This window comes from Streptomyces sp. NPDC006643, assembly GCF_042870175.1.
Taxonomy (GTDB): Bacteria; Actinomycetota; Actinomycetes; order Streptomycetales; family Streptomycetaceae; genus Streptomyces.
The window spans coordinates 160,744-182,639 of the sequence record NZ_JBIAHA010000011.1 but is presented as its reverse complement, the minus strand read 5'-3'; the positions used below and the strand labels follow the sequence as shown (position 1 = coordinate 182,639).

Sequence of the window (21,896 nt, the reverse complement as noted above, 5' to 3'; positions counted from 1 at the left end):
CTTCGGGTGCCAGGGGCGGTCCCCCTTTGCGCGGACGGCCCTCCCCGCCGTGACGGGCGCCCCGCGGTCCGCCCGGCGGGCGGTCCCCATCAGAAATCGAGAGGTGGACTCAGTGAACCTGCGCGACCTGGTGTACAGGCTCTACGCACGCCGGGTGGAAAGGCGCCTCGATCACACCCAAGGGCTGCCCAAGCACATCGGCGTCATCCTCGACGGGAACCGCCGCTGGGCCAAGGCGTCCGGCGGGACCACCGAACAGGGCCACAAGGCGGGCGCCAGCAAGATCCAGGAACTGCTCGGCTGGTGCGACGAGACCGACGTCGAGGTGGTCACCCTGTGGCTGCTGTCCACGGACAACTTCGAGCGCTCCGAGGACGAGCTGATCCCGCTCCTGGGCATCGTCGAGAACGCCGTGAGCGATCTCGCGGCCGACGGCCGCTGGCGGGTCCACCACGTCGGCACGATGGACCTGCTGCCCTCCCGTACGCAGACCGTCCTCAAGGAGGCCGAGCAGGCCACGGTCGGCAACACCGGAATACTGGTGAATGTCGCCGTCGGCTACGGCGGCCGGCAGGAGATCGCCGACGCCGTCCGCTCCATGCTCCTGGACCACGCGAGCAAGGGCACCTCCTTCGAGGAGCTGGCCGAGATAGTCGACACGGACCTGATCGCCTCGCATCTCTACACCCGCGGCCAGCCCGACCCCGACCTGGTGATCAGGACGAGCGGGGAGACGCGTCTGTCGGGCTTCATGCTCTGGCAGAGCGCCCATTCGGAGTACTACTTCTGTGAAGTCTTCTGGCCGGCTTTCCGGAAGGTCGACTTTCTGCGAGCGCTCCGTGACTACGCGGCACGACACCGGCGCTACGGCGCCTGAGCCCGTCCCCCCAAGCCCTCCGATACCCCTCCCCGGAATCCGCCCCGGTGCCTGCCGGCCCCGCCGCCGCACGGCGCGCGCGGGCGGCTGACCGACTCGTCACCCGAGGTTCACGCCCTGTCCGTCATATGCCGTGGCATGGCGGCGGGCGTTCGAGGGAATACCTCTCCCAGGTCGACGTCCGAGCAGAACCGTCAGCGATGACGGCGGGCGTCGAATCTCAGCGGTCGGCCCAGCCGTCCGCCCGGGAGGCCCTTTGCACCAGGACGATCGTACGGTGACGCGTACGGGCGCCGTGGAGGGCCGGTCCTCGGCCCATGCACTTGGGCCCGAGTCCGGTCCGCCGTCCGCCGCCAGGCGGGCGACCACAGCCCGTGACGCCGTCGCATCCCGACCTCGTCCGAGGGGGTACGTCCTTCCGTGGTGACCAGCACAAAGCGCCGCATGCCCGACAGGCGCACCTATGTTCTCGACACCAGCGTCCTGCTGGCCGATCCGAACGCCATGTCCCGCTTCGACGAGCACGAAGTCGTGCTGCCGATCGTGGTGATCACGGAGTTGGAGGCCAAGAGGCACCATCCGGAGCTCGGATACTTCGCCCGGCAGGCCCTGCGCCTGCTCGACGACTTCCGTATCCGCTACGGCCGCCTCGACGCCCCCATCCCGCTGGGCGACCTGGGCGGCACGCTGCGCGTCGAGCTCAACCACTCCGATCCCGGCGTCCTTCCCGCCGGCTTCCGATTGGGGGACAACGACTCGCGGATCCTCGCGGTGGCGCGCAATCTCCAGGCCGAGGGGTACGACGTCACCGTCGTCTCCAAGGACCTGCCGCTGCGCATCAAGGCATCGTCGGTCGGACTTCTCGCCGAGGAGTACCGCGCCGAGCTGGCCATCACCGACTCCGGCTGGACCGGAATGAGCGAGATGGCGCTCTCGGCCGAGCAGGTGGACCTCCTCTTCTCCGAGGAGACGCTGTACGTGCCGGAGCTGGCCGACCTGCCCGTGCACACCGGGCTGGTCCTCCAGTCCGACCGGGGCAAGGCGCTCGGCCGGATCACCCCCGAGGGCAATGTGAAGCTCGTCCGGGGCGACCGGGAGGCATTCGGGATCCACGGGCGCAGCGCCGAACAGCGCATCGCGCTCGAACTGCTCCAGGACCCGGACATCGGCATCGTCTCGATGGGCGGGCGCGCGGGCACCGGCAAGTCGGCGCTGGCCCTCTGCGCGGGCCTGGAGGCGGTCCTGGAGCGCCGTCAGCACAAGAAGGTGATGGTCTTCCGGCCGCTGTACGCGGTCGGCGGGCAGGAGCTGGGCTATCTGCCGGGCACCGAGGCCGAGAAGATGAGCCCGTGGGCGCAGGCGGTCTTCGACACCCTGTCGGCCGTCGCCGGCCGTGAGGTGATCGAGGAGGTGCTGGGGCGCGGCATGCTCGAAGTGCTGCCGCTGACGCACATCCGCGGACGTTCGCTGCACGACGCGTTCGTCATCGTCGACGAGGCCCAGTCGCTGGAGCGGAACGTCCTGCTGACCGTTCTCTCCCGGATCGGGGCCAACTCCCGTGTGGTGCTGACCCATGACGTGGCGCAGCGCGACAACTTGCGGGTGGGCAGATACGACGGAGTGGTCGCCGTCGTCGAGAAGCTCAAGGGCCATCCGCTCTTCGCGCATGTCACCCTCAACCGCTCCGAGCGCTCGCCCATCGCCGCGCTGGTGACCGAAATGCTGGAGGAAGGTTAGTTCTCCGCCTGAATGCGGTAGTTGGCGCCGTCCGGGAAGGCCGCAAGAGCCTAGCCGGGCGGCGCCGTTCTGCGCCGCCATTTCCGTGAAACTGGTGTGGCAAACGGGGTGTGAGCTATCCCACGCAACGAAGAATTGCCCTGCGGCGTCGGCGTCCGGCAGAGTCTTGCTTCCGTCAGGCCCCGCATACGACACCCGTGCATCTTCAGGGATGCGGCACCACCACAACTCCACACTTGTCGTCGTATGCCGCCCGAGCTTCATCCGGTGCTTCCACCACGGGAGTTGCCGACGGGCCCGTGTCTCCCGTGACGTGCGGTACGGAGACCAGCGCCAGGGGCACGATTGCATCCGTGAGGTCACGTACACGGACGCTGCTGGAAGGAAACCGTGTGAGCCGGATCTCGGTCCGGGGATTCGCCGTGGCATCAGCTACAGCGGTCACCACCGTCGGCGCAGTCGTGGGAGTCGCTTCGGGCGCTCCCCAGGCCTCGGACGACAATTTCGAGGCGACCGCAGCTGACACGACGCTCCTCGCAGACATCCCCGCGGGTCAGCACGCCCAGGTCCAGACCGCGTCGTTGACGCAGCAGGCCGACGCGCAGGCCAATGCCGCCGACGTGGCAGCGAAGAAGTCCGCCGAGGAATCGGCTCGTATTCAGGCCGCCAAGGACGCCAAGGCGAAGAAGCAGGCCGCCGAGGACCAGGCCGAGAAGGAGCGCGAGGCCAAGGAGGAGAAGGAGCGTGCCAGCCGTTCGGCGACGCGTGACTCCTCCGACTTCTCGGTGCAGAGCTCGTACTCCGTCGGCGAAGTGCAGGCGATGGCCCGCCAGATGATCCCCGGCGACCAGTACCAGTGCTTCAGCAACATCGTGGACCACGAGTCCACCTGGAACTACAAGGCCCAGAACCCCTCGTCGGGTGCCTACGGTCTGGTCCAGGCGCTCCCCGGTTCCAAGATGGCTTCCGCCGGCGCCGACTGGCAGACCAACCCGGCCACCCAGATCAAGTGGGGCCTGAACTACATGAACGACCGCTACGGCAGCCCCTGTGGCGCCTGGTCGTTCTGGCAGGCCAACAACTGGTACTGAGCCGCACCCCGTTCTTCCCGCCGGCGTCGCCCGCCGTCGGTGCTCAACCTTGTGAAGCCCCTCCCCGTCCTACGGGGAGGGGCTTTGCGCGTGTACCGTCAGGCAGTAGGACTCCGGGGAAGAAGGATCGAGCATGTCGAAACTGCCGGGGTGGCTCGGCCGGGTCGGGGCTGAACTGACCCAGCTGGGCGAGCGGTTGGGGGAACGCCGGGCCGAGGCCGTCGGGGATGACGAGCCGGGCGGCGGCACGGTACGGGACAGCGTCCCGGCGCCGCCGGACTACGCGCCCAGCGTCGCGGCCAAGCCTGAGCCGGTCGCGGCGATCCCGTGGGGCATGCGGGTCGCCGCCGAGGCGGCCTGGCGGCTGCTCGTACTGGCGGGCATGCTCTGGGTGTTGATGAAGATCATCAGCGCCGTGCAGCTCGTGGCGATGGCCTTCGTCGGCGCCCTGCTCGTCACCGCGCTCCTTCAGCCCACCGTCGCCAGGCTCAAGAAGTGGGGCCTGCCGCGCGGTGTGGCCACCGCGGTGACGGCCGTCTCGGGCTTCGTCATCATGGGTCTCATCGGCTGGTTCGTGGTGTGGCAGGTCGTCGAGAACATCGACGTGCTCTCCGACCGGGTCACGGACGGCATCGAGGAACTGAAGCGCTGGCTGCTCAACAGCCCGTTCCATGTGACCGAACAGCAGATCAACGACCTCGCGAAGAGCCTCAGCGACGCCATCGGCACCAACACCGAGGAGATCACCTCCGCCGGCATCCAGGGCGTGACCGTGGTGGTCGAGCTGCTGACCGGTGTCCTGCTCGCCGTGTTCGCCACCCTCTTCCTGCTGTACGACGGCAAGCGCATCTGGCAGTGGTCGCTCAAACTGGCGCCCGCGGCGGCCCGGCCGGGTCTGGCCGGCGCCGGACCGCGCGCCTGGCGCACGCTCACGGCGTATGTACGCGGCACGCTGATAGTCGCGCTGATCGACGCGGTCTTCATCGGCCTCGGGCTCTACTTCCTCGATGTCCCGCTGGCGGTGCCACTGGCGGTCTTCATCTTCCTCGGCGCGTTCATCCCGCTCGTCGGTGCGGTGATCTCCGGCGCGCTCGCCGTCGTCGTCTCACTGGTCACCCAGGACGTGTTCACGGCGCTGATGGTGCTGATCGTGGTCCTCGCCGTCCAGCAGATCGAGGGCCATATCCTCCAGCCCTTCATCCTCGGCCGTGCGGTGCGGGTCCATCCGCTGGCCGTCGTACTGGCCGTCGCGACGGGCGGACTGGTCGCCGGTATCGGCGGAGCGGTCGTCGCGGTGCCGCTGGTCGCCGTCACGAACACCGTCGTCGGCTACCTCCGCGCGTACAGCCTGGAACAGGCGATGCGCGGCGGACCGGGGCCGCACGGCGCCACGGCGCACGACATCGCCCCGACGCCCGCCCCGGCCGCCACCACCCCCACGCCTCCGAGGCCGCCCACCACCGGCCCGGACACGCCGGGTCCGGACGAGCCGGGTCCGGACGAGCCGCCGGGCGAGCCCCGGAGCGGCAAGGAATGATCTCCGAACCGGAACTGGAGGGCGGGACCTCGGCGCCGGTACCGGCACCGAGAGCCCCTGAACGCGACGGCGTTCCCGAGCACGTCCCCGAGCACGAGCCGGAGACGATGGGCGCCGACGACCGTCCGCTGATCCGGGGCGTGCCGCTGCGGCAGCGCCCGTGGGTGTGGGGGCTGACCGGTGTGCTGGTGACGTCCCTCGCCTGGACGGGCGGCCTGTGGGCGTACAACAGAGGGGGACCGGACCTCCAGGGCTACCGGGTCAGCCGCAATCTCTGCCTGGACGCCGACCTGTCGGCGCTGAGCGCCGCCATCGGCGCGAAGCGGGACCCGTTCGCGGCGACGGGCGAGGACAAGGCGCTCGACCAGGCCGTGTGCACGGTCAACCTCGCGCGGAAGCTGCCGCCGGGACGCGAGGACCATCCGGGGCCGACCGTCCGGGCGTACGCCGAGATCACCTACACGCTGCACAAGAAGACCGACCCCGGGCCGCAGTTCGACGCCTCGCTCGTCCACCCGGCCGACCAGGGGTCGGGGGCGGAGACGCTGAAGCTCGTTCCCGACGTGGGGGAGCGCGCCTATCTGGTGACGCAGTCCGGCGGGGAGAATCCGGCGCTGGAGGTCCTGGACGGACAGGCGGTGCTCTCGCTCTCCGTCGGCCAGGTCGTCGACTACGACGACACGGACCCGCTGGACCCGTCCTACGACGTCGACCAGCGCGAGGTCCTCCATCTGGGCGGGCTGGAGCCGGCCATGGTCGAGGACATGCTGGCGCTGATGGACCGCCTCAAGCAGAAGGATCAGCAGAAGGATCAGCAGAAGGACCAGTAGCAGGGCCGGCAGAGGGATCAGTAGCGGGATCGGCGGCGGGATTCATGACGGCCTCGGCGTCGAGCGTCGTCGCGACGGCCTGGATCACGGCCGCGATCTTGATGCCCTCCTGGATCGTCTCGCGATCCACCTCCAGCCGTCTGAGGGCGCGTTCGTGCGCGTCGAGACAGAGACCGCAGGCGTTGATCGCGGAGACCGCGAACGACCAGAACTCGTAGTCGGCCCTGCTGACGCCCGGATGACCGAGCGCCGTCATCCGCAGGCCCGTACGCAGCTCTCCGTAGGCCGGGTCCGACAGCAGATGCCGGGTCCGGTGGAAGACGTTGTTGACCGCCATGACGGCGGCTGCCGACTTGGCCGTCGTGTACGCCTCGGGGGAGAGCCGGGCCTCGGCCTCGGGTGCCAGCTCCCGCAGCACCCGCGCCGAGCGCGCGGCGATCGAGCAGGCCAGCACCGCTCCCCACAGGCGCTGCTCGGAGAGCCCGCCGTGCTCGACGACCGCGTCGAGATTGCGGCGCAGATCCCTGGCGTAGCCGGGAACGGCGGCCTTCAGCGCGTCGAGTGACATGGGGCTCTCCTCGGGCAGGGGCTACGGTGCGTGGTCGTCCGGGGTGTCGCGTACGTCGGGGCCGGCGCCGGGTACGTCTCCGGGTTGAGCCGGCGGCTCGGCCGGCGGCTCCTCCGCCGGCTTCGCGGTCTGCTGGGCCTTGGGCGGCCTGCCCCTGCGCGGGATCGGTCTCGCGTTGCCCGGGAGCCGGCCCCCCTCCGCCAGGGCCCGGCGGAGCAGGAACTCGATCTGCGCGTTGGCACTGCGCAGTTCGTCGGACGCCCACCGTGCCAGGGCGTCGTACACCGCCGGATCCAGCCGCAGGAGTACCTGCTTGCGTTCCGTCACTGGTAGAGCGTGCCCGTGTTCACGACCGGCTGCGCGGCCCGGTCACCGCAGAGCACGACCAGAAGATTGCTGACCATGGCCGCTTTCCGTTCGGAGTCCAGCTCGACGATGTCCTGCTCCTGGAGCCGGGTGAGGGCCGCCTCGACCATCCCGACCGCGCCGTCGACGATCAGCCGGCGCGCGGCCACGACCGCCCCCGCCTGCTGGCGCTGGAGCATCGCCGAGGCGATCTCCGGAGCGTACGCGAGGTGGGTGAAGCGCGACTCGATGATGTGCACACCGGCCGCCTCGACCCGGGCGTGCAGCTCGACGGCGAGCTTCTCGGTGATCTCCTCGGCGTTGCCGCGCAGCGAGAGACCGTCCTCGTCGTGGGCGTCGTACGGGTACTCGATCGCGATGTGCCGGACGGCGGCCTCGGTCTGGGTCGAGACGAACTCCAGGAAGTCGTCCACCTCGAAGAGCGCCTGCGCGGTGTCCTCGACGCGCCAGACGACGACCGCCGCCAGCTCGATCGGGTTGCCGTAGGCGTCGTTGACCTTGAGGACGGCGGTCTCGTGGTTCCGTACGCGCGTCGAGATCTTCGCGCGGGAGGTGAGCGGATTCACCCAGCGCAGACCGTCGACGCGGATCGTGCCCCGGTAGCGCCCGAAGAGCTGTACGACGCGGGCCTCGCCCGGCGCCACCATGTTCAGCCCGCACATCGCGAAGAACGCGGCGATCGCGAGCAGGATGCCGACCACGATGAGCGCGGCCTTCGCGCCGGTCGACGAGAGCGTCGCGCCGATCACGATCAGGACGATCCCGCCGGCCAGGCCGAGCAGCCCGAGCAGCAGCGCGAGGCCGCCGCCGATGCTCCTCGCCTGGAACTCACGGACCCGCGGCGCGGGCATCTCGGGCAGATCGTCCACCACTGGAGTGCTGGTCGTAGGCATGACTGGTCCCCGTTCTCGTTACTTCGCGCCCTCTCGGCGCAGCTAGCATTGTGATTACACATTAACGCGCTTCGCAACCCTCCGCGCCTCTCGTGAGTCGGTTCCAGTGAGACAGGTGCTGATTGTCACGTCGGATACGACCGGATCACGCCCCTTTGTCACAGGGGACGGTGTTAGCTTTCTGAGCTGATTCCGGCAACTGCGGCAACTGTGGCAAGCGAGACAAGCGGACGAGGCCCGGCGAGGCGGAGACCGAGAACCCGAGAGCGGAGCGACAGAGCGATGGGCCGAGCGGAAGCGCGACAGGCCCGGCAGCGTGGACCGCGCCGGGCGAAGGGGAAGACCGGCGGCATACGCGGCTTCTTCACGCTGAGGAAGCTGCTCGGTACGTTCCTCGGGCTGTGCCTGCTCGGCATGGGCGCGTTCGTCGTGATCTATTTCCTGGTCCCGGTGCCGACGGCCAACGCGCAGGCCGAGATGCAGAGCAACGTCTACAAGTACAGCGACGGCACGGTCCTGGCCCGGACCGGCGAGATCAACCGGGAGATAGTCGGCCTGGAGAAGGTCCCCAAGGACGTCCAGCGGGCCTTCGTCGCCGCCGAGAACAAGTCCTTCTACAAGGACTCCGGGGTCGACATCAAGGGCACGGCCCGCGGTCTGCTGAACACCGTCTCCGGCAAGGGCAAGCAGGGTGGTTCGACCATCACCCAGCAGTACGTGAAGAACTACTACCTGAACCAGGACCAGACGGTCACCCGCAAGCTCAAGGAGCTGGTGATCTCGCTCAAGGTCGACCAGCGGATGACCAAGAGCGACATCCTCGCCGGATACATCAACACCAGCTACTACGGGCGGGGCGCGTACGGCATCCAGGCGGCGGCCCAGGCGTACTACGGCGTCGACGCGACCAAGCTGACCCTCGCCCAGGGCGCGTACCTCTCCGCGCTGCTCCAGGCCCCCAACCAGTACGACTGGGCCCAGGCCACGGACGGCGGCCGGAAGCTCGTCACGGAGCGCTGGAACTACGTCCTGGACAACATGGTCGAGGAGAACTGGCTGGACGGCGCCGAGCGCCAGGGGCTGAAGTTCCCCGTACCGCAGAAGCCCAAGCCCGCCCCGGGCGCGGAGGGGCAGGCCGGCTATCTCATCGAGGCCGCCAACAGCGAGCTGGAGCGCCAGGGCGTCGAGAAGGCGGACATCGACGCCGGCGGCTGGACGATCACGCTGAGCGTCGACAAGAAGCGCCAGAAGGAACTCGTCGGCGCGGTCGAGAAGCAGCTGGAGTCCAAGCTCGACCGCGAGAAGAACAAGATCGACGCGACCGTGCAGGCGGGCGCCACCTCCGTGGACCCGAAGACCGGCGCGGTGGTCGCGCTGTACGGCGGGGTCGGCGCCACCGAGCACTGGATCAACAACGCCACCCGCACCGACTACCAGCCCGCGTCGACCTTCAAGCCCGTCGTGTTCGCCTCGGCGCTGGAGAACGAGTCGAGGACGCAGGACGGCGACACGATCGGGCTCAGGACCGTCTACGACGGCACCAGCAAGCGCCCCGTCGTCGGCAGCGACACCCCCTTCGCGCCGCAGAACGAGGACGACGTCGACTACGGCGACATCACCGTCCAGGAAGCCGCCAACGACTCCGTCAACGCGGTCTTCGCGCAGATGGTCGTCGACGTCGGCCCGGACAAGGTGAAGAAGACCGCGCTCGGCCTCGGCATGCGGGACAAGAACTTCCCCGAGCGGCCCGCGATCACGCTGGGCACGATGCAGGCCTCCACCTGGGACATGGCGGGCGTGTACGCCACGCTCGACAACCACGGCGAGAAGGTCACGCCGTCGATCCTGAAGTCCGCCCAGCACAAGGACGGCGCGGTGGACCTGCCCGAACGGATCGGCGACCAGGCGATCAGCCGCGAGTCCGCCGACACCGTCACCTCGGCCCTCACCGGCGTCGTGAAGAACGGCTCGGCGCACGAGGCGAACACCGACGCGTACGAGGCGGCGGGCAAGACCGGTACGTCGGAGAACAACAAGTCCGCGTGGTTCGCCGGCTACACGCCCGAACTGACCACGGTGGTCGCCCTGTTCGGCGAGTCCACCGCCGAGGGCGGCGGCCAGGTCACCCTCACCGGCACGGCCAACTCCGGCCGCGCCAACGGTGGCGGCTTCCCCGCCAAGATCTGGGCCGACTACACGCTCGGCGCGCTGGGCGGCGGCTCCGACGCCTCGTTCGACCTCGATGTCGCCAAGGACACCTACCGGCCGCCCAAGCCCTCGACGACGCCGTCCCCGGACAAGTCGGAGACCAAGGACCCGAGTACGCCGCCGCCCGACCCGTCGCAGTCAGGTCCGGGGACCGACCCGTCGCCGTCCGATCCCCCCACGCCGTCCGGCGATCCCTCCACCTCGCCGCCGGGGCCGGGTGACAACTCCGGCGGCGGCGACAACGGAGGCGGTGACAACGGCGGTGGTGACAACGGCGGCGCGGACGGCGGCGGCGACGGAGGCACGGACACCGGCGGCGCCTCCTCCGCCGGCACCGACGGAGGAGGCGGGGGCGGCGGAGGCGGCCGGGACCGGCCGTAGCCCCGCTCAGCCGCCGTTGACCTCGGCGGCGATCCGGTCGCCGATGTTCTTGTCGATGTTACGCCAGTACTGGAGCGCCCGGTCGAGCACCGGCCGCGTCACGCCCTGGAGCAGATGACCGGAGACGTTCGACACCAGCCGGTCGCGCTGCGCGTCGTCGAGCACCTTGCGGACCTGGGTGCCCGCCTGGCCCCAGTCGTCGTCCTCACGCCGCTTCGTGTACGCCTCGCGGACCATCTCGCCCGCCGCCGCCCAGCCCGCGGGGTCGCCGAAGCGCTCCACGTCGGCGGCCGGGCCGCCGTAGGAGTTCGGGGCGTACGGCATCGCCGCGTTCGACGCGACGTACCGCATCGGGCCGTCCTTGGCGTACGAGTTGACCGGCGAGTGCGGCCGGTTGGGCGGCAGCTGCGCGTAGTTCGGGCCGATCCGGTACCGGTGCGTGTCCGGGTACGAGAACAGCCGGCCGAGCAGCATCTTGTCCGGCGACGGGCCGATGCCCGGGACCATGTTCGACGGCTCGAAGGCGGCCTGCTCGATATGGACGAAGAAGTTGTCCGGGTTCCTGTTGAGCGTCATCCGGCCGACGTCGATCAGCGGGTAGTCGCCGTGCGGCCACACCTTCGTCAGGTCGAACGGGTTGAAGCGGTAGTCGGCCGCGTCCTCGAAGGGCATGATCTGCACCTTCAGGCTCCAGGTCGGCGCGTTGCCCGACTCGATCGACTCGTACAGGTCCCGGCGGTGGTGGTCCGCGTCGCTGCCCGCCATCTCGTCGGCGTCCGCCTGGCTGAGATAGTCGATGCCCTGGTCGGTCTTGAAGTGGTATTTCACCCAGAAGCGTTCACCCGCGGCGTTCACCCACATGAAGGTGTGCGAGCCGTAGCCGTTCATGTGGCGGAAGGACTTCGGGATGCCCCGGTCGCCCATCAGCCAGGTCACCTGGTGCGCGGACTCCGGCGACAGGGTCCAGAAGTCCCACTGCATGTCGTTGCTGCGCAGCCCGGTTGCCGGGTGGCGCTTCTGCGAGCGGATGAAGTCCTGGAACTTGATCGTGTCGCGTACGAAGAAGACCGGCGTGTTGTTGCCCACCAGGTCGTAATTGCCCTGCTCCGTATAGAACTTCAGGGCGAAGCCGCGCGGGTCGCGCCAGGTGTCGGGGGAGCCGAACTCACCGGCGACCGTCGAGAAGCGGGCCAGCATCTCGGTGCGCCTGCCCGGCTGGAAGAGGTCGGCCTTGGTGAACTGGCTGACGTCGTTCGTCACTTCGAAGACGCCGTACGCGCCCGAGCCCTTGGCGTGGACCACCCTCTCGGGCACCCGTTCCCGGTTGAACTGGGCCATCTTCTCGATGAGGTAGTGGTCCTGGAGCAGGATCGGACCGTCGGGGCCGACGGAGAGCGAGTTCTCGTCGCTCTCCACCGGGATGCCGGCGTTGTTGGTCGTGTACGGGGCCTTGGACGTCGACTCGCTCACGAGCGGCCTCCCGTCGGTAGGGGACATCCCGCGGCCGGAATCGGCGCACGGGACAACAGCGGTCGTATCGACCGCCTGCCCCAGTCAAACCCGCCGACACACCGTCGGCAACATTTGTACGGCGCCCGGGGACCGGGCCCGGAACCGCCGGGAACCGGGCCCGAGACCTGCTCGGACCCGGCAGCGTTCGACGCCCCCCCTCGGCGGCGCCCCGGCCGGACCTACGGACGCGTCGAGATCTCGAACCAGACCACCTTGCCGGTGGACAGCCGTGTCGCGCCCCACCGTCTGGCCAGCCGGTTCACCAGGAAGAGTCCCCGGCCGCCCTCGTCCGTGTCGCGCGCCCGGCGCTGGCGCGGCAGCTGCGGCGAATCGTCGCCGACCTCGCAGCGCAGGACATCGGTCCGCAGCAGCCGCAGCGTGACGGGCCGCTCCGCGTACCGGACCGCGTTCGTCACGACCTCGCTGATCAGCAGCTCGACCGAATCGCTCAGCTCCTCCAGACCCCAGCGCGACAGCGCGCGCCGCGCCAGCCGTCTGGCCCGGCCCGGCGCCGCGTCCTCCGGCTCCAGGAACCAGTACGCGACGTCGCTCGGCGCGATCCCGTCGAAGCGGGCGGCCAGCAGCGCGATGTCGTCGTCCCGGTCACCGGGCCCGAGCACGTCCAGCACGTCGTCGCAGAGCGCCTCCAGAGGAGGCGAGTGGTCGGGGCCGGTCAGCTGCGCCGTCGCGGCAAGGCGCTCCCGCAGCTGCTCGATGCCCGTCCACACGTCCCGCAGCCGGGACTCCACCAGACCGTCCGTGTAGAGGAGCAGCGTGGCACCGGCCGGCGCGTCCAGCTCGACGGCCTCGAAGTCCACGCCACCGACACCGATCGGGGCGCCGGGCGGCACCCGCAGCACCTCGGCCCGGCCGCCCAGATGCAGCAGTATGGGCGGCGGATGACCCGCGTTGGCGATGGTGATGCGGTGCGAGACCGGGTCGTACACCGCGTACAGGCAGGTGGCCATCCGGTCGGTGCCCAGGCGCTGCGCCTGCTCGTCCAGATGATGCAGGACCTCCTGCGGCGGCAGGTCGAGACCGGCGAGCGTCTGCGCCGTCGTCCGCAGCTGGCCCATGATCGCCGCCGATGTCATGGAGTGACCCATGACGTCACCGACGACCAGGGCGACACGGCTGCCGGGCAGCGGGATCGCGTCGTACCAGTCGCCGCCGACCCGCGCGGTCTCGGCGGCCGGCAGATAGCGGGAGGCGAGCCGGACGCCCGTGGGCTGCGGCAGCCCCTCCGGGAGCATCGTGCGCTGGAGCTCGTCCGCGATGTACGCCTCGCGGCCGTACAGCACCGCCTTGTCGATGCCGAGCGCGGTGTGCGTCGCGAGCTGCGCCGCCACCAGCAGATCGTTGGGCTCGAAGGCGGGACGGTCGGGCCTGCGCAGGAAGACGGCCGCGCCGATGACGCGCCGTCTGCCGCGCAGCGGCGCCAGGATGGCGCGTCGGCCGCCGGGCAGGCCCATCTCGCCGCCGAGCAGTTCGGGCAGCGCCGCGCGGGCTGCGGCGGAGTCGCCGAAGACCGGGCGGACACCGCGCAGCACCTCGGAGAGCGCGCCGCCGGACGCCACCTCGCAGAGCTGCGCGGCGGGCATCACATCGGTCTGCGGGTCCAGGAGCGACGCCCGGCCCGCCTCGGACTCGGGCAGCTGGAGGCCCGCGCCGGCCGTGCCCAGGCTCTCGCCGTCCTCGTCGGTGAGCCGCAGCCGGTCGGTGCGGCGCAACCTCAGTACGAAGGGTGAGACCGGGCGCTCGTCGCCGACGGGCAGCGGGTCGCGCAGATAGACGAGTATCGCGTCGGAGAACGTGGGGACGGTCGCCCTGCACAGACCGAGCACGATCTCGTCCAGGTCGATGCCCCGCGCGATACGACGGGTCGCGGCACCCACGAAGCGCAGCCGGTCGCCCTCGCGCCGCGCGGCGCCCACCGGGTCCTGCGGGGGCACCGAGGACGGCGCCCCGGCCTGCGCGGTCGCGGGCGTCGGTACCGGGGGCACCGACGGCTGCGGTACGGCGGCGGGGGACGCCTCCTGCCGTGGCCGGGTGCGTTCCTGGGACCGGGCAGCCACGGGCTGCCGGCCTTCATGGGAGGTGGGATGCTCCGTCACGCGTGGGATTCCGTCCGTCCGGGCCGGTGGTGCGAGACAACCGATTCGACTGGCGATGCCACCCTGGTCCAGGGTGTCCCGGGTCTGTGGCCGCAGGGTCCTTCGCAGCCGGACATCGGGACCTTGCGCCGGAAACACCCTTCGAGGGCCCCGAGAGAGCGAACGCCGGCTCGACAGACGTCCTGCACGGCTCCACCCCCTCGTTGATGTCCAGCGGCTGCTGTACGGCTGTCCTGCGGCTGTCTGCGGCTCGTTCGTCGTGCGCGTCGTTCTCGCGTGCGTCGTACGTGGTGCGGCTCGATGGTCCCTGCCGGTCCATGGTCCCTTGCCGGCCCAGCGATATGACTCTAGGTCAGCTCCGGTGCCCCGCCCGCGCGTTGGTCGGGCGCGGTCTCGCGGAGGACGATCCTACGGTTGAACCCCAGGGGCGCATCAAGGGTCTCACGACCTCGGCGAACCCGTCCCGGTGATCACCAGGTACATCGGGCCACCTGCACCCTTCCGTGTCATCTGGTCCGGACCTTTGCGGGGTCGGGGGCCCGGTCCCAGCCCGCCGGCAGCTCCGGCACCGACCACCCCGGATCGGGCCGCCAGTTCTCCCAGCCGTCGGCGAACGGCGCGCCCCACGCCTTGATCATCTCGACCGCCGCCTGCCCGGCCTGCCGCACCCGCAGTGCCTGCCCGGCGTCCAGCAGCCCCACCCGCTGGGCCTCGGCGAACTCGTCCTCGTCCCGCCAGAGCCAGCTGCGGTCCGGGTAGACCGAGATGTCGAGGAAGTGGTCCTCGGAGTCGATGCCGCCCGCCCAGCGCAGCCGCGGCTCCTCCAGGTTGACGTACCAGCTGCGGAACTCCCAGCCCGGCTCCCAGAACAGCCAGACGGACCACGGCTCGTCCGGCCGCGCCAGCTTCAGCACACCCGTGCCCTCCCAGTGGGCCCGGACGGTGGTGCGCGGCGCCGTGTAGCGGGTGGCGAGAGGTTCGTGGTGCACAGGAGTGCCGTCGGCGATCACGGGCTTGACGCACTCGGTCCCCGGGGCCATCCAGACGGCGAGCAGCTCGTCGGTGTCCTGGACGACGGTCACCGGCCGGCAGATGTGGACATGCCCGGAGTCGTTGTCCCGGTAGCGCCAGAGAATCCGCTCGCCCCGGTCCCAGTGTCGAATGCCGTCCGCACCTGTCATGCGCAGATCTTAGAGCGGGGCCCCGGCGGGCGCTGTGAGGTGCGCCCGGACGGCTCGATCCTGTCGGTCCCGATCACCGCGCGGGCAGTGCGTGCCCGGCGGTCGTCACGGACGGGTCATCCGCAGGACGTCCAGCGCCTCGTCCAACTGCTCCAGGGTGAGATCGCCGCGCTCCACATAGCCGGACTCCAGCACCACCTCGCGGATCGTGCGCTGCTCGGCGAGCGACTTCTTGGCGACCTTCGCCGCCTCCTCGTAACCGATGTACTTGTTCAGCGGGGTGACGACGGACGGGGACGACTCCGCGTACCGGCGGGCGCGCTCCACGTTCGCGGTGATGCCGTCGACGGTGCGGTCCGCCAGCAGCCGGGAGACGTTGGCGAGCAGCCGTACGGACTCCAGCAGGTTCCTGGCGATCACCGGCAGCATCACGTTCAGCTCGAAGTTCCCCGCGGCCCCCGCCGTGGCGACGGTCGCGTCGTTGCCCGTCACCTGGGCCGCCACCATCAGGACGGCCTCCGGGATCACCGGATTGACCTTCCCCGGCATGATCGACGAGCCGGGCTGGAGGTCGGGCAGATTGATCTCGGCGAGACCGGTGCGCGGTCCCGACGCCATCCAGCGCAGATCGTTGGAGATCTTCGTGAGCGAGACGGCGACCGTACGGAGCTGGCCCGAGGTCTCCACCAGTCCGTCCCGCGCGCCCTGCGCCTCGAAGTGGTTCCTGGCCTCGGTCAGCGGCAGCCCCGTCGTACGCGCCACCTCGGCGATGACGGCGGCCGGGAAGCCGGGCGGGGTGTTGATGCCGGTGCCCACCGCCGTACCGCCCAGGGGCAGCTCGGCCAGGCGCGGGAGAGCCGACTCCAGCCGCTCGATCCCGTACCGGACGGCCGCCGCGTAGCCGCCGAACTCCTGGCCCAGCGTGACGGGCGTGGCGTCCATCAGATGCGTACGCCCCGACTTCACGATGTCCGCGAACTCCTCGGCCTTGCGCTCCAGCGACGCGGCGAGATGGCCGAGCGCCGGGATCAGATCGGCGGTGACGGCGGCCGTCGCGGCGATGTGGATGCTGGAGGGGAACACGTCGTTGGAGCTCTGCGAGGCGTTGACGTGGTCGTTCGGGTGCACGTCACGGCCCAGGCGCTCGGTGGCGAGCGTGGCGATGACCTCGTTGGCGTTCATGTTGGACGAGGTGCCCGAGCCGGTCTGGAAGACGTCCACCGGGAAGTGCTCGTCCCAGCGCCCCTCGGCGACCTCGGCCGCCGCGTCGCGTACCGCCTCCGCGATGTCCCGGTCCAGCACGCCCAGTTCGGCGTTGACGGTGGCGGCGGCGGCCTTGATACGGGCCAGGGCCTCGATATGGGCGCGTTCGATGGGCCGGCCCGAGATGGGGAAGTTCTGTACGGCCCGCTGGGTCTGGGCGCGCCACTTGGCGTCGGCGGGGACCTGGATCTCGCCCATGGAGTCGTGCTCGGTCCGGTAGTTCGCGTCACTCGTCATCGTGGTCGTACCTCCTACAGAAGTTGAGCAATTGTCTGGTTCGGAGTGTTCCCAAGTCCCTTACCCGTCAGTAAAAACCCTTGGTAACACTGAGATCGGGGAGGCCATGCACCGTACGAGACCCACCTTCCGAAGTACCGTCGCCACGCTCGCCGCATCCGCGACCCTCGTCGGCGGACTCGTCGCACTTACCCCCACGGCCCAGGCGGCGGCCCCCACCGGCGCGCCCGCCTCCGTCCGCGCGTCCACCCCGCTGCCGCCGGCCCTGGAGGAGATCCGCGCGGCCGAGGCCACCCGCCTCTACGGCGACCCCGCCGAGCGCCCGCTCGACCAGCGCAGGACCGGGCTGATCTCGCTCGGCGACAGCGAGATCTCCGGCGAGGGCGTCGGCACCTACGAGCCGGGCACGAACGGGCCCGACAACTGGTGCCACCGGTCGCCCGACGCGGCGATCCACCGCACCGGGATCGCCGCCGACGTCACGTACAACGTCTCCTGCTCCGGCGCCTCGACCGTCAACGTACGGGTCGGCGGCACTCCGCAGTACGCCGACGAACTCGTGCAGAGCGACAGCCTCGCCATCAAGGCGCGCAACACCAGGATCAAGATGGTGGTGCTGGTGGCGGGCGCGAACGACGACCTCCAGTTCGGCCCGGTGATCACCGACTGCGTACTGCGCTGGTTCACCCTTCAGGGGCCCTGCGTCAACAAGTACCAGGCCGGCTGGCAGGCGCGGGTCGACGGGCTCGTGCCCAAGATCGAGTCGACCGTGGGCGATCTGCGGGGCGTCATGCGCGGCGCGGGTTACGCCGACGGGGACTACCGGCTCGTGGTGATGGGCTACCCGGGTCCGCTCACTCCCGACTACCGCGACAACCCGGACTTCCCCGGCAAGATCCCCGGCGGCTGCACCGGTTACGACGAGGACGCCGCCTGGGCCCGTGACGGCGCCGTGCCCGCCTTCCAGCGCGGCGTACGGCAGGCCGCCGCGAACTCGGGCGCCGTGTACCTGGACAACTCGCGGCTCTTCCACGGCCATGAGGTGTGCACGGACGACGACTGGGCGCGGGGGCTCTTCATCGACCTCGGCAACCCCTTCCCGCCGAGCGAGAATTCGGTCCGGCAGTCCTTCCACCCGAACGCCGCCGGACATGTCGCGTTCGCGTCGTGCCTGACGCAGCTCTACGACTCCGGGCTCGACGAGGCGAGTTGCGCCGACCCCGCGAGCACGGGGCGGCCGGTTCTCCAACCGGGCGGCTGGGACGACGTTTTTCAGCCACTCAGGAACGAGGGGACCGGCACCTGCGTCGATGTGACAGCGGCCAAGACCCGCAACGGCTCCAAGGTCACCGGTCACGGCTGCCACGACGGCCGTAACCAGGGCTGGTGGTACGACACCTCCACGGGCGCCGGAGCGCGGTCACTGCACAGCGAGCTGAGCCACGACCGCTGCCTCGACGTCCCGTCCGGCACCTACCGCGCGGGCGCGGCGCTCACCCTCTGGGACTGCCACGGCGGCGCCAACCAGAAGTTCGTACGTCAGGCGGGCACCGTACGCCCGGCGTCGGCGGGCACCCTCTGTCTGACGCTGGCGTCGGCGCAGGACCCGCTGCGGCTCCAGAACTGCGACGGGTCGGCGAACCAGCGGTTCGTCTGACCCGGCGTACGCGGGAGCCCCCGGCGGTGTCGGTCCGCCGGGGGCTCCTCGCGTACCACCGCCAGTTGGGGCGGGACTCTCCGGACCCGCCCTAGGCGAGGCCGGGACCGCGCACCGGGATGCTGGTGAACGTCGGCGCCGGCGCGGGCTCGGTGAAGAAGTCGTTGCCCTTGTCGTCCACGACGATGAACGCCGGGAAGTCCTCGACCTCGATCTTCCAGACCGCCTCCATGCCCAGCTCCTCGTACTCCAGGACCTCGACCTTGCGGATGCAGTCCTGCGCGAGCCGCGCCGCCGGGCCGCCGATCGAACCGAGGTAGAAGCCGCCGTGCGTGCCGCAGGCGTCGGTCACCTGCTTCGAGCGGTTGCCCTTGGCGAGCATCACCTTGGAGCCGCCCGCCGCCTGGAACTGCTCCACATAGCTGTCCATCCGCCCCGCCGTCGTCGGGCCGAACGACCCCGAGGCATAGCCCTCCGGGGTCTTGGCGGGCCCCGCGTAGTACACCGGGTGGTCCTTCAGGTACTGCGGCATCCCCTCACCCGCGTCCAGCCGCTCCTTGATCTTGGCGTGCGCGATGTCGCGCGCCACGACGAGCGTCCCGGTCAGCGAGAGCCGGGTCTTGACCGGGTGCCTGGTCAGCTCGGCGAGGATGTCGTCCATCGGCCGGCCGAGGTCGATCCGTACGACGTCGCTCTCGTCGTCCCGGCCCAGATGCTCGTCCGTGGTGTCGGGCAGGAAGCGCGCCGGGTCGGTCTCCAGCTGCTCCAGGAAGACACCCTCGGCGGTGATCTTCGCGACCGCCTGGCGGTCCGCCGAGCAGGACACGGCGATGGCGACGGGCAGCGAGGCGCCGTGCCGGGGGAGCCGTACGACCCGTACGTCGTGGCAGAAGTACTTGCCGCCGAACTGCGCGCCGATGCCGATCTTCTGGGTCAGCTCGAAGACCTTCTCCTCCAGCTCCTTGTCACGGAAGCCGTGTCCGGTGGGCGAGCCCTCGGCGGGCAGCTCGTCGAGGTAGTGCGCGGAGGCGTACTTCGCGGTCTTGAGCGCGAACTCGGCGGACGTGCCGCCGACGACGATCGCCAGGTGGTACGGCGGGCAGGCGGCCGTACCTAGTGAACGGATCTTCTCCTCCAGGAACTTCATCATGGAGGTCTCGTTCAGGACGGCCTTCGTCTCCTGGTAGAGGAACGACTTGTTGGCCGAGCCGCCGCCCTTGGCCATGAAGAGGAACTTGTACGCGCCGCCGTCGGTCGCGTACAGCTCGATCTGCGCCGGCAGGTTCGAGCCGGTGTTCTTCTCCTCCCACATGGTCAGCGGGGCCATCTGCGAGTAGCGCAGATTGAGCTTGGTGTACGCGTCGTAGATGCCGTGCGACAGGGCCGCCTCGTCGCCGCCCTCCGTAAGGACGTGCTGTCCGCGCTTGCCCATCACGATGGCGGTGCCGGTGTCCTGGCACATGGGGAGCACCCCGGCGGCGGCGATGTTGGCGTTCTTCAGGAGGTCGAGCGCCACGAACTTGTCGTTGGACGACGCGTCCGGGTCGTCGACGATCCTGCGCAGCTGGGCGAGATGGGCCGGGCGCAGATAGTGCGAGATGTCGTGCATCGCCTCGGCCGCCAGCGTGCGCAGCGCCTCGGGGGCGACTTTGAGGAACGTACGGCCGTCGGCCTCGAAGGTGGAGACACCGTCGGCGGTCACCAGGCGGTACGGCGTGGTGTCCTCTCCCAGGGGGAGCAGATCGGAGTACGCAAACTCTGGCATTTCGGCCATTCCTCACTCGACAGACGGCGGCTGACCTTCGTCGGGCAGCGCGCCTCTCAGCGTAAGACGTGGCGGGCGGACGGTCCGGGTGAGGTGAGACTCAGTAGGAGGCGGACCGTTGCGTCCGGACCGCGCCCCGTGCGAACGAGGGGGGTACGGGAGTTGCCCCCTGCGCGTTGCCGGGCTCCGCCCACTCGTCCGGCCCGATCGGCGAGTCACCCCCTAGTCGCGATCTATCGCGTTTCGCTACTCTGGTGCGGTGGACCTCGAAAAGCACTCCCAGAAGCCGGTCGCCCCGGCGGAGCCCGACGGCGGTCTCCGGGCCTCCGACGCCGACCGAGACCGAATCGCCGACATCCTCAGGGAAGCCCTCGCGCTCGGTCGCCTGGATGCCGAGGAGCACTCCGAGCGGATCGACGCCGTCTACCGCGCCAAGACCATGGGTGAACTGGAGCCGCTGGTCAGGGACTTGCCCGCGACGTCCGCCGGCGGACGTACGGCCGCGTCGCCGCACACGTACGGCCCCGACGACGAGACCGAGCCCGCCGAGACGCTGGTCGCGATCTTCAGCGGCTCGACCCGCAAGGGCCGTTGGCGCGTCGGCCGCCGTACGAACGCCTTCGCGCTCTTCGGCGGCATCGAGATCGATCTGACCGAGGCGATCTTCACCCAGCGGACGACCGTGATCAACGCGACCGCCATCTTCGGCTCCATCGAGGTACGCGTCCCGGAGAACATCTCGCTGCGCGGCGGCGGCACCGGCATCTTCGGCAACTTCGAGGTCACCACGCTGGAGGGCACACAGCCGGACGCCCCGGTCGTGGTCGTCAACGGCTACTCGGTCTTCGGCAGCATCGAGGCCAAGCCGAAGCGCGGCAAATTCATCGCGGATCTCAACAGGCGGCTGCGCAAGCATCTCGGGCACTGAACCCCGGTCTCCGGACGGTTGATCTCTTCCGCTTCCCGTTCCGGTTGGCCTGCGGCCGGAGCGAGTCGGTGATGGGTCCGAGGCCAGGTCGGGGCGGCCTCAGGTCTGTTGGGGCCCGGGTGTCCGACGGTTCGCACGGCCTCCGTACGGCGTTCCGCGGGTCGCATCTCAGTGCCACTCAGTGCTTAGGCGTGCGTACAGCGGGTAGGGACTGCTGCATCGTCTCTCGCTCGCGAAGCCGTCGTCAGGAGTGGACCGTGCTGCCATTGCCGCATCAGCCGCTGCAGGTCGCCGCCGTACCAACCCAGCGGAGTCCCGCTCGGGAGGATCAGGCCGGACCCTGGCATTCAGAGGCGGTGTGCCGCCGCGACGAAGCCGGGTTGTTCTTCGCCCCGTCCAAGGAGCCGACGGCCGCGAGGCTCGCGCGCGAGGAGGCCGCGAAGCGGGTCTGCGCGCGCTGCCCGGTGCTGGTCGACTGCCGCGAACACGCCTTGCTCCAGCCGGAGCCGTACGGGGTGTGGGGCGGCCTGACCGCCGCCGAGCGCCGTGTGGTGCTGGCGCGCCGCAGGCGCCGTGAGGTGGAGCTGCGGAACGCGGCATCGGCCACGGGCCGGATCGCCGCCGCGGGCTGACCGCCCGGCCCACTCGACCGGTGTGACCGGGGCGCTCCTGCCGCACATGAGGAGCGCCCCGGTTTCGCGCGTCGCCGATCAGCGCGCGGGCGAAGTTGAACCGCGCCGAACCGCGCGGG

At 70.2% G+C, this 21,896-nt stretch carries 16 protein-coding genes and 1 pseudogene; 9 read left to right on the top strand and 8 right to left on the bottom strand.

Annotated elements, in window-relative coordinates:
* Nucleotides 1–112: 112 nt before the first annotated feature.
* From ACFYNU_RS17075 to ACFYNU_RS17055, 5 genes are all read left to right on the top strand, one after another.
* Nucleotides 113–877 (top strand): isoprenyl transferase, encoded by a 765-nt coding sequence (locus ACFYNU_RS17075; RefSeq protein ID WP_356594796.1) that lies wholly within the window; start codon nucleotides 113–115, stop codon nucleotides 875–877.
* 420 nt (nucleotides 878–1,297) lie between these two features.
* Nucleotides 1,298–2,614 carry a PhoH family protein gene (locus ACFYNU_RS17070; protein ID WP_356594770.1) on the top strand — a complete coding sequence of 439 codons (1,317 nt, stop codon included), beginning with the start codon at nucleotides 1,298–1,300 and terminating at the stop codon, nucleotides 2,612–2,614.
* A gap of 392 nt (nucleotides 2,615–3,006) precedes the next feature.
* Nucleotides 3,007–3,705, top strand: a complete 699-nt coding sequence (locus ACFYNU_RS17065) for a transglycosylase SLT domain-containing protein (protein ID WP_356594772.1) — start codon at nucleotides 3,007–3,009, stop codon at nucleotides 3,703–3,705.
* Nucleotides 3,706–3,838: 133 nt separating this feature from the next.
* Nucleotides 3,839–5,242: an AI-2E family transporter gene (locus ACFYNU_RS17060; RefSeq protein ID WP_356594774.1), complete on the top strand. Its 1,404-nt coding sequence runs from the start codon at nucleotides 3,839–3,841 to the stop codon at nucleotides 5,240–5,242.
* Nucleotides 5,239–6,072 (top strand): hypothetical protein, encoded by an 834-nt coding sequence (locus ACFYNU_RS17055; protein WP_356594776.1) that lies wholly within the window; start codon nucleotides 5,239–5,241, stop codon nucleotides 6,070–6,072. Before ACFYNU_RS17060 ends, ACFYNU_RS17055 begins: the two co-directional genes overlap by 4 nt.
* A gap of 43 nt (nucleotides 6,073–6,115) precedes the next feature.
* Here ACFYNU_RS17055 and ACFYNU_RS17050 read toward each other — a convergent pair.
* From ACFYNU_RS17050 to ACFYNU_RS17040, 3 genes and pseudogenes are all read right to left on the bottom strand, one after another.
* Nucleotides 6,116–6,640 (bottom strand): annotated as a pseudogene (locus tag ACFYNU_RS17050) (carboxymuconolactone decarboxylase family protein); the annotation flags it as partial.
* 21 nt (nucleotides 6,641–6,661) lie between these two features.
* Nucleotides 6,662–6,967, bottom strand: coding sequence for a hypothetical protein (locus ACFYNU_RS17045; RefSeq protein WP_356594778.1), 306 nt, complete (start codon nucleotides 6,965–6,967; stop codon nucleotides 6,662–6,664).
* Entirely contained in the window at nucleotides 6,964–7,899 is a 936-nt protein-coding gene (locus ACFYNU_RS17040) for an SPFH domain-containing protein (protein ID WP_356594780.1), read from the bottom strand. The genes ACFYNU_RS17045 and ACFYNU_RS17040 overlap by 4 nt, the downstream gene beginning before the upstream one ends.
* 282 nt (nucleotides 7,900–8,181) lie before the next feature.
* On the opposite strand from ACFYNU_RS17040, the gene ACFYNU_RS17035 reads away from it, so the two are divergent.
* Nucleotides 8,182–10,488, top strand: coding sequence for a transglycosylase domain-containing protein (locus tag ACFYNU_RS17035; protein WP_356594782.1), 2,307 nt, complete (start codon nucleotides 8,182–8,184; stop codon nucleotides 10,486–10,488).
* A gap of 6 nt (nucleotides 10,489–10,494) precedes the next feature.
* On the opposite strand, the gene ACFYNU_RS17030 is transcribed toward ACFYNU_RS17035, so the two are convergent.
* From ACFYNU_RS17030 to ACFYNU_RS17015, 4 genes are all read right to left on the bottom strand, one after another.
* Nucleotides 10,495–11,985 carry a catalase gene (locus ACFYNU_RS17030; RefSeq protein ID WP_388766535.1) on the bottom strand — a complete coding sequence of 497 codons (1,491 nt, stop codon included), beginning with the start codon at nucleotides 11,983–11,985 and terminating at the stop codon, nucleotides 10,495–10,497.
* A gap of 194 nt (nucleotides 11,986–12,179) precedes the next feature.
* Entirely contained in the window at nucleotides 12,180–14,114 is a 1,935-nt protein-coding gene (locus tag ACFYNU_RS17025) for a SpoIIE family protein phosphatase (RefSeq protein WP_356597143.1), read from the bottom strand.
* 506 nt (nucleotides 14,115–14,620) lie between these two features.
* A complete protein-coding gene (locus ACFYNU_RS17020; RefSeq protein WP_356597145.1) occupies nucleotides 14,621–15,295 on the bottom strand; it encodes a DUF402 domain-containing protein in 675 nt (224 codons plus the stop codon).
* A 105-nt stretch (nucleotides 15,296–15,400) separates the two neighbouring features.
* Entirely contained in the window at nucleotides 15,401–16,795 is a 1,395-nt protein-coding gene (locus tag ACFYNU_RS17015) for a class II fumarate hydratase (protein WP_356597147.1), read from the bottom strand.
* A gap of 106 nt (nucleotides 16,796–16,901) precedes the next feature.
* Here ACFYNU_RS17015 and ACFYNU_RS17010 point away from each other — a divergent pair, with 106 nt between their 5' ends.
* Nucleotides 16,902–18,452 carry a ricin-type beta-trefoil lectin domain protein gene (locus ACFYNU_RS17010; RefSeq protein ID WP_356597149.1) on the top strand — a complete coding sequence of 517 codons (1,551 nt, stop codon included), beginning with the start codon at nucleotides 16,902–16,904 and terminating at the stop codon, nucleotides 18,450–18,452.
* A 91-nt stretch (nucleotides 18,453–18,543) separates the two neighbouring features.
* Here the strand turns inward: ACFYNU_RS17010 and ACFYNU_RS17005 are convergent, their stop codons facing one another.
* A complete protein-coding gene (locus tag ACFYNU_RS17005) occupies nucleotides 18,544–20,226 on the bottom strand; it encodes a fumarate hydratase (RefSeq protein WP_356597151.1) in 1,683 nt (560 codons plus the stop codon).
* Nucleotides 20,227–20,476: 250 nt separating this feature from the next.
* Between ACFYNU_RS17005 and ACFYNU_RS17000 the strand changes: the two genes are divergently transcribed.
* A complete protein-coding gene (locus ACFYNU_RS17000) occupies nucleotides 20,477–21,145 on the top strand; it encodes a DUF1707 domain-containing protein (RefSeq protein ID WP_356597153.1) in 669 nt (222 codons plus the stop codon).
* Between the two features lie 257 nt (nucleotides 21,146–21,402).
* A complete protein-coding gene (locus ACFYNU_RS16995) occupies nucleotides 21,403–21,777 on the top strand; it encodes a WhiB family transcriptional regulator (RefSeq protein ID WP_031229762.1) in 375 nt (124 codons plus the stop codon).
* The last annotated feature ends 119 nt before the right edge of the window (nucleotides 21,778–21,896 follow it).

Coding starts and splice junctions, on each gene's coding strand:
- ACFYNU_RS17030 (WP_388766535.1), bottom strand. CDS start 11,985: ATGTCCCCTACCGACGGGAGGCCGCTCGTGAGCGAGTCGACGTCCAAG.
- ACFYNU_RS17005 (WP_356597151.1), bottom strand. CDS start 20,226: ATGGCCGAAATGCCAGAGTTTGCGTACTCCGATCTGCTCCCCCTGGGA.
- ACFYNU_RS17055 (WP_356594776.1), top strand. CDS start 5,239: ATGATCTCCGAACCGGAACTGGAGGGCGGGACCTCGGCGCCGGTACCG.
- ACFYNU_RS17015 (WP_356597147.1), bottom strand. CDS start 16,795: ATGACGAGTGACGCGAACTACCGGACCGAGCACGACTCCATGGGCGAG.
- ACFYNU_RS17020 (WP_356597145.1), bottom strand. CDS start 15,295: ATGACAGGTGCGGACGGCATTCGACACTGGGACCGGGGCGAGCGGATT.
- ACFYNU_RS17060 (WP_356594774.1), top strand. CDS start 3,839: ATGTCGAAACTGCCGGGGTGGCTCGGCCGGGTCGGGGCTGAACTGACC.
- ACFYNU_RS17035 (WP_356594782.1), top strand. CDS start 8,182: ATGGGCCGAGCGGAAGCGCGACAGGCCCGGCAGCGTGGACCGCGCCGG.
- ACFYNU_RS17010 (WP_356597149.1), top strand. CDS start 16,902: ATGCACCGTACGAGACCCACCTTCCGAAGTACCGTCGCCACGCTCGCC.
- ACFYNU_RS17040 (WP_356594780.1), bottom strand. CDS start 7,899: ATGCCTACGACCAGCACTCCAGTGGTGGACGATCTGCCCGAGATGCCC.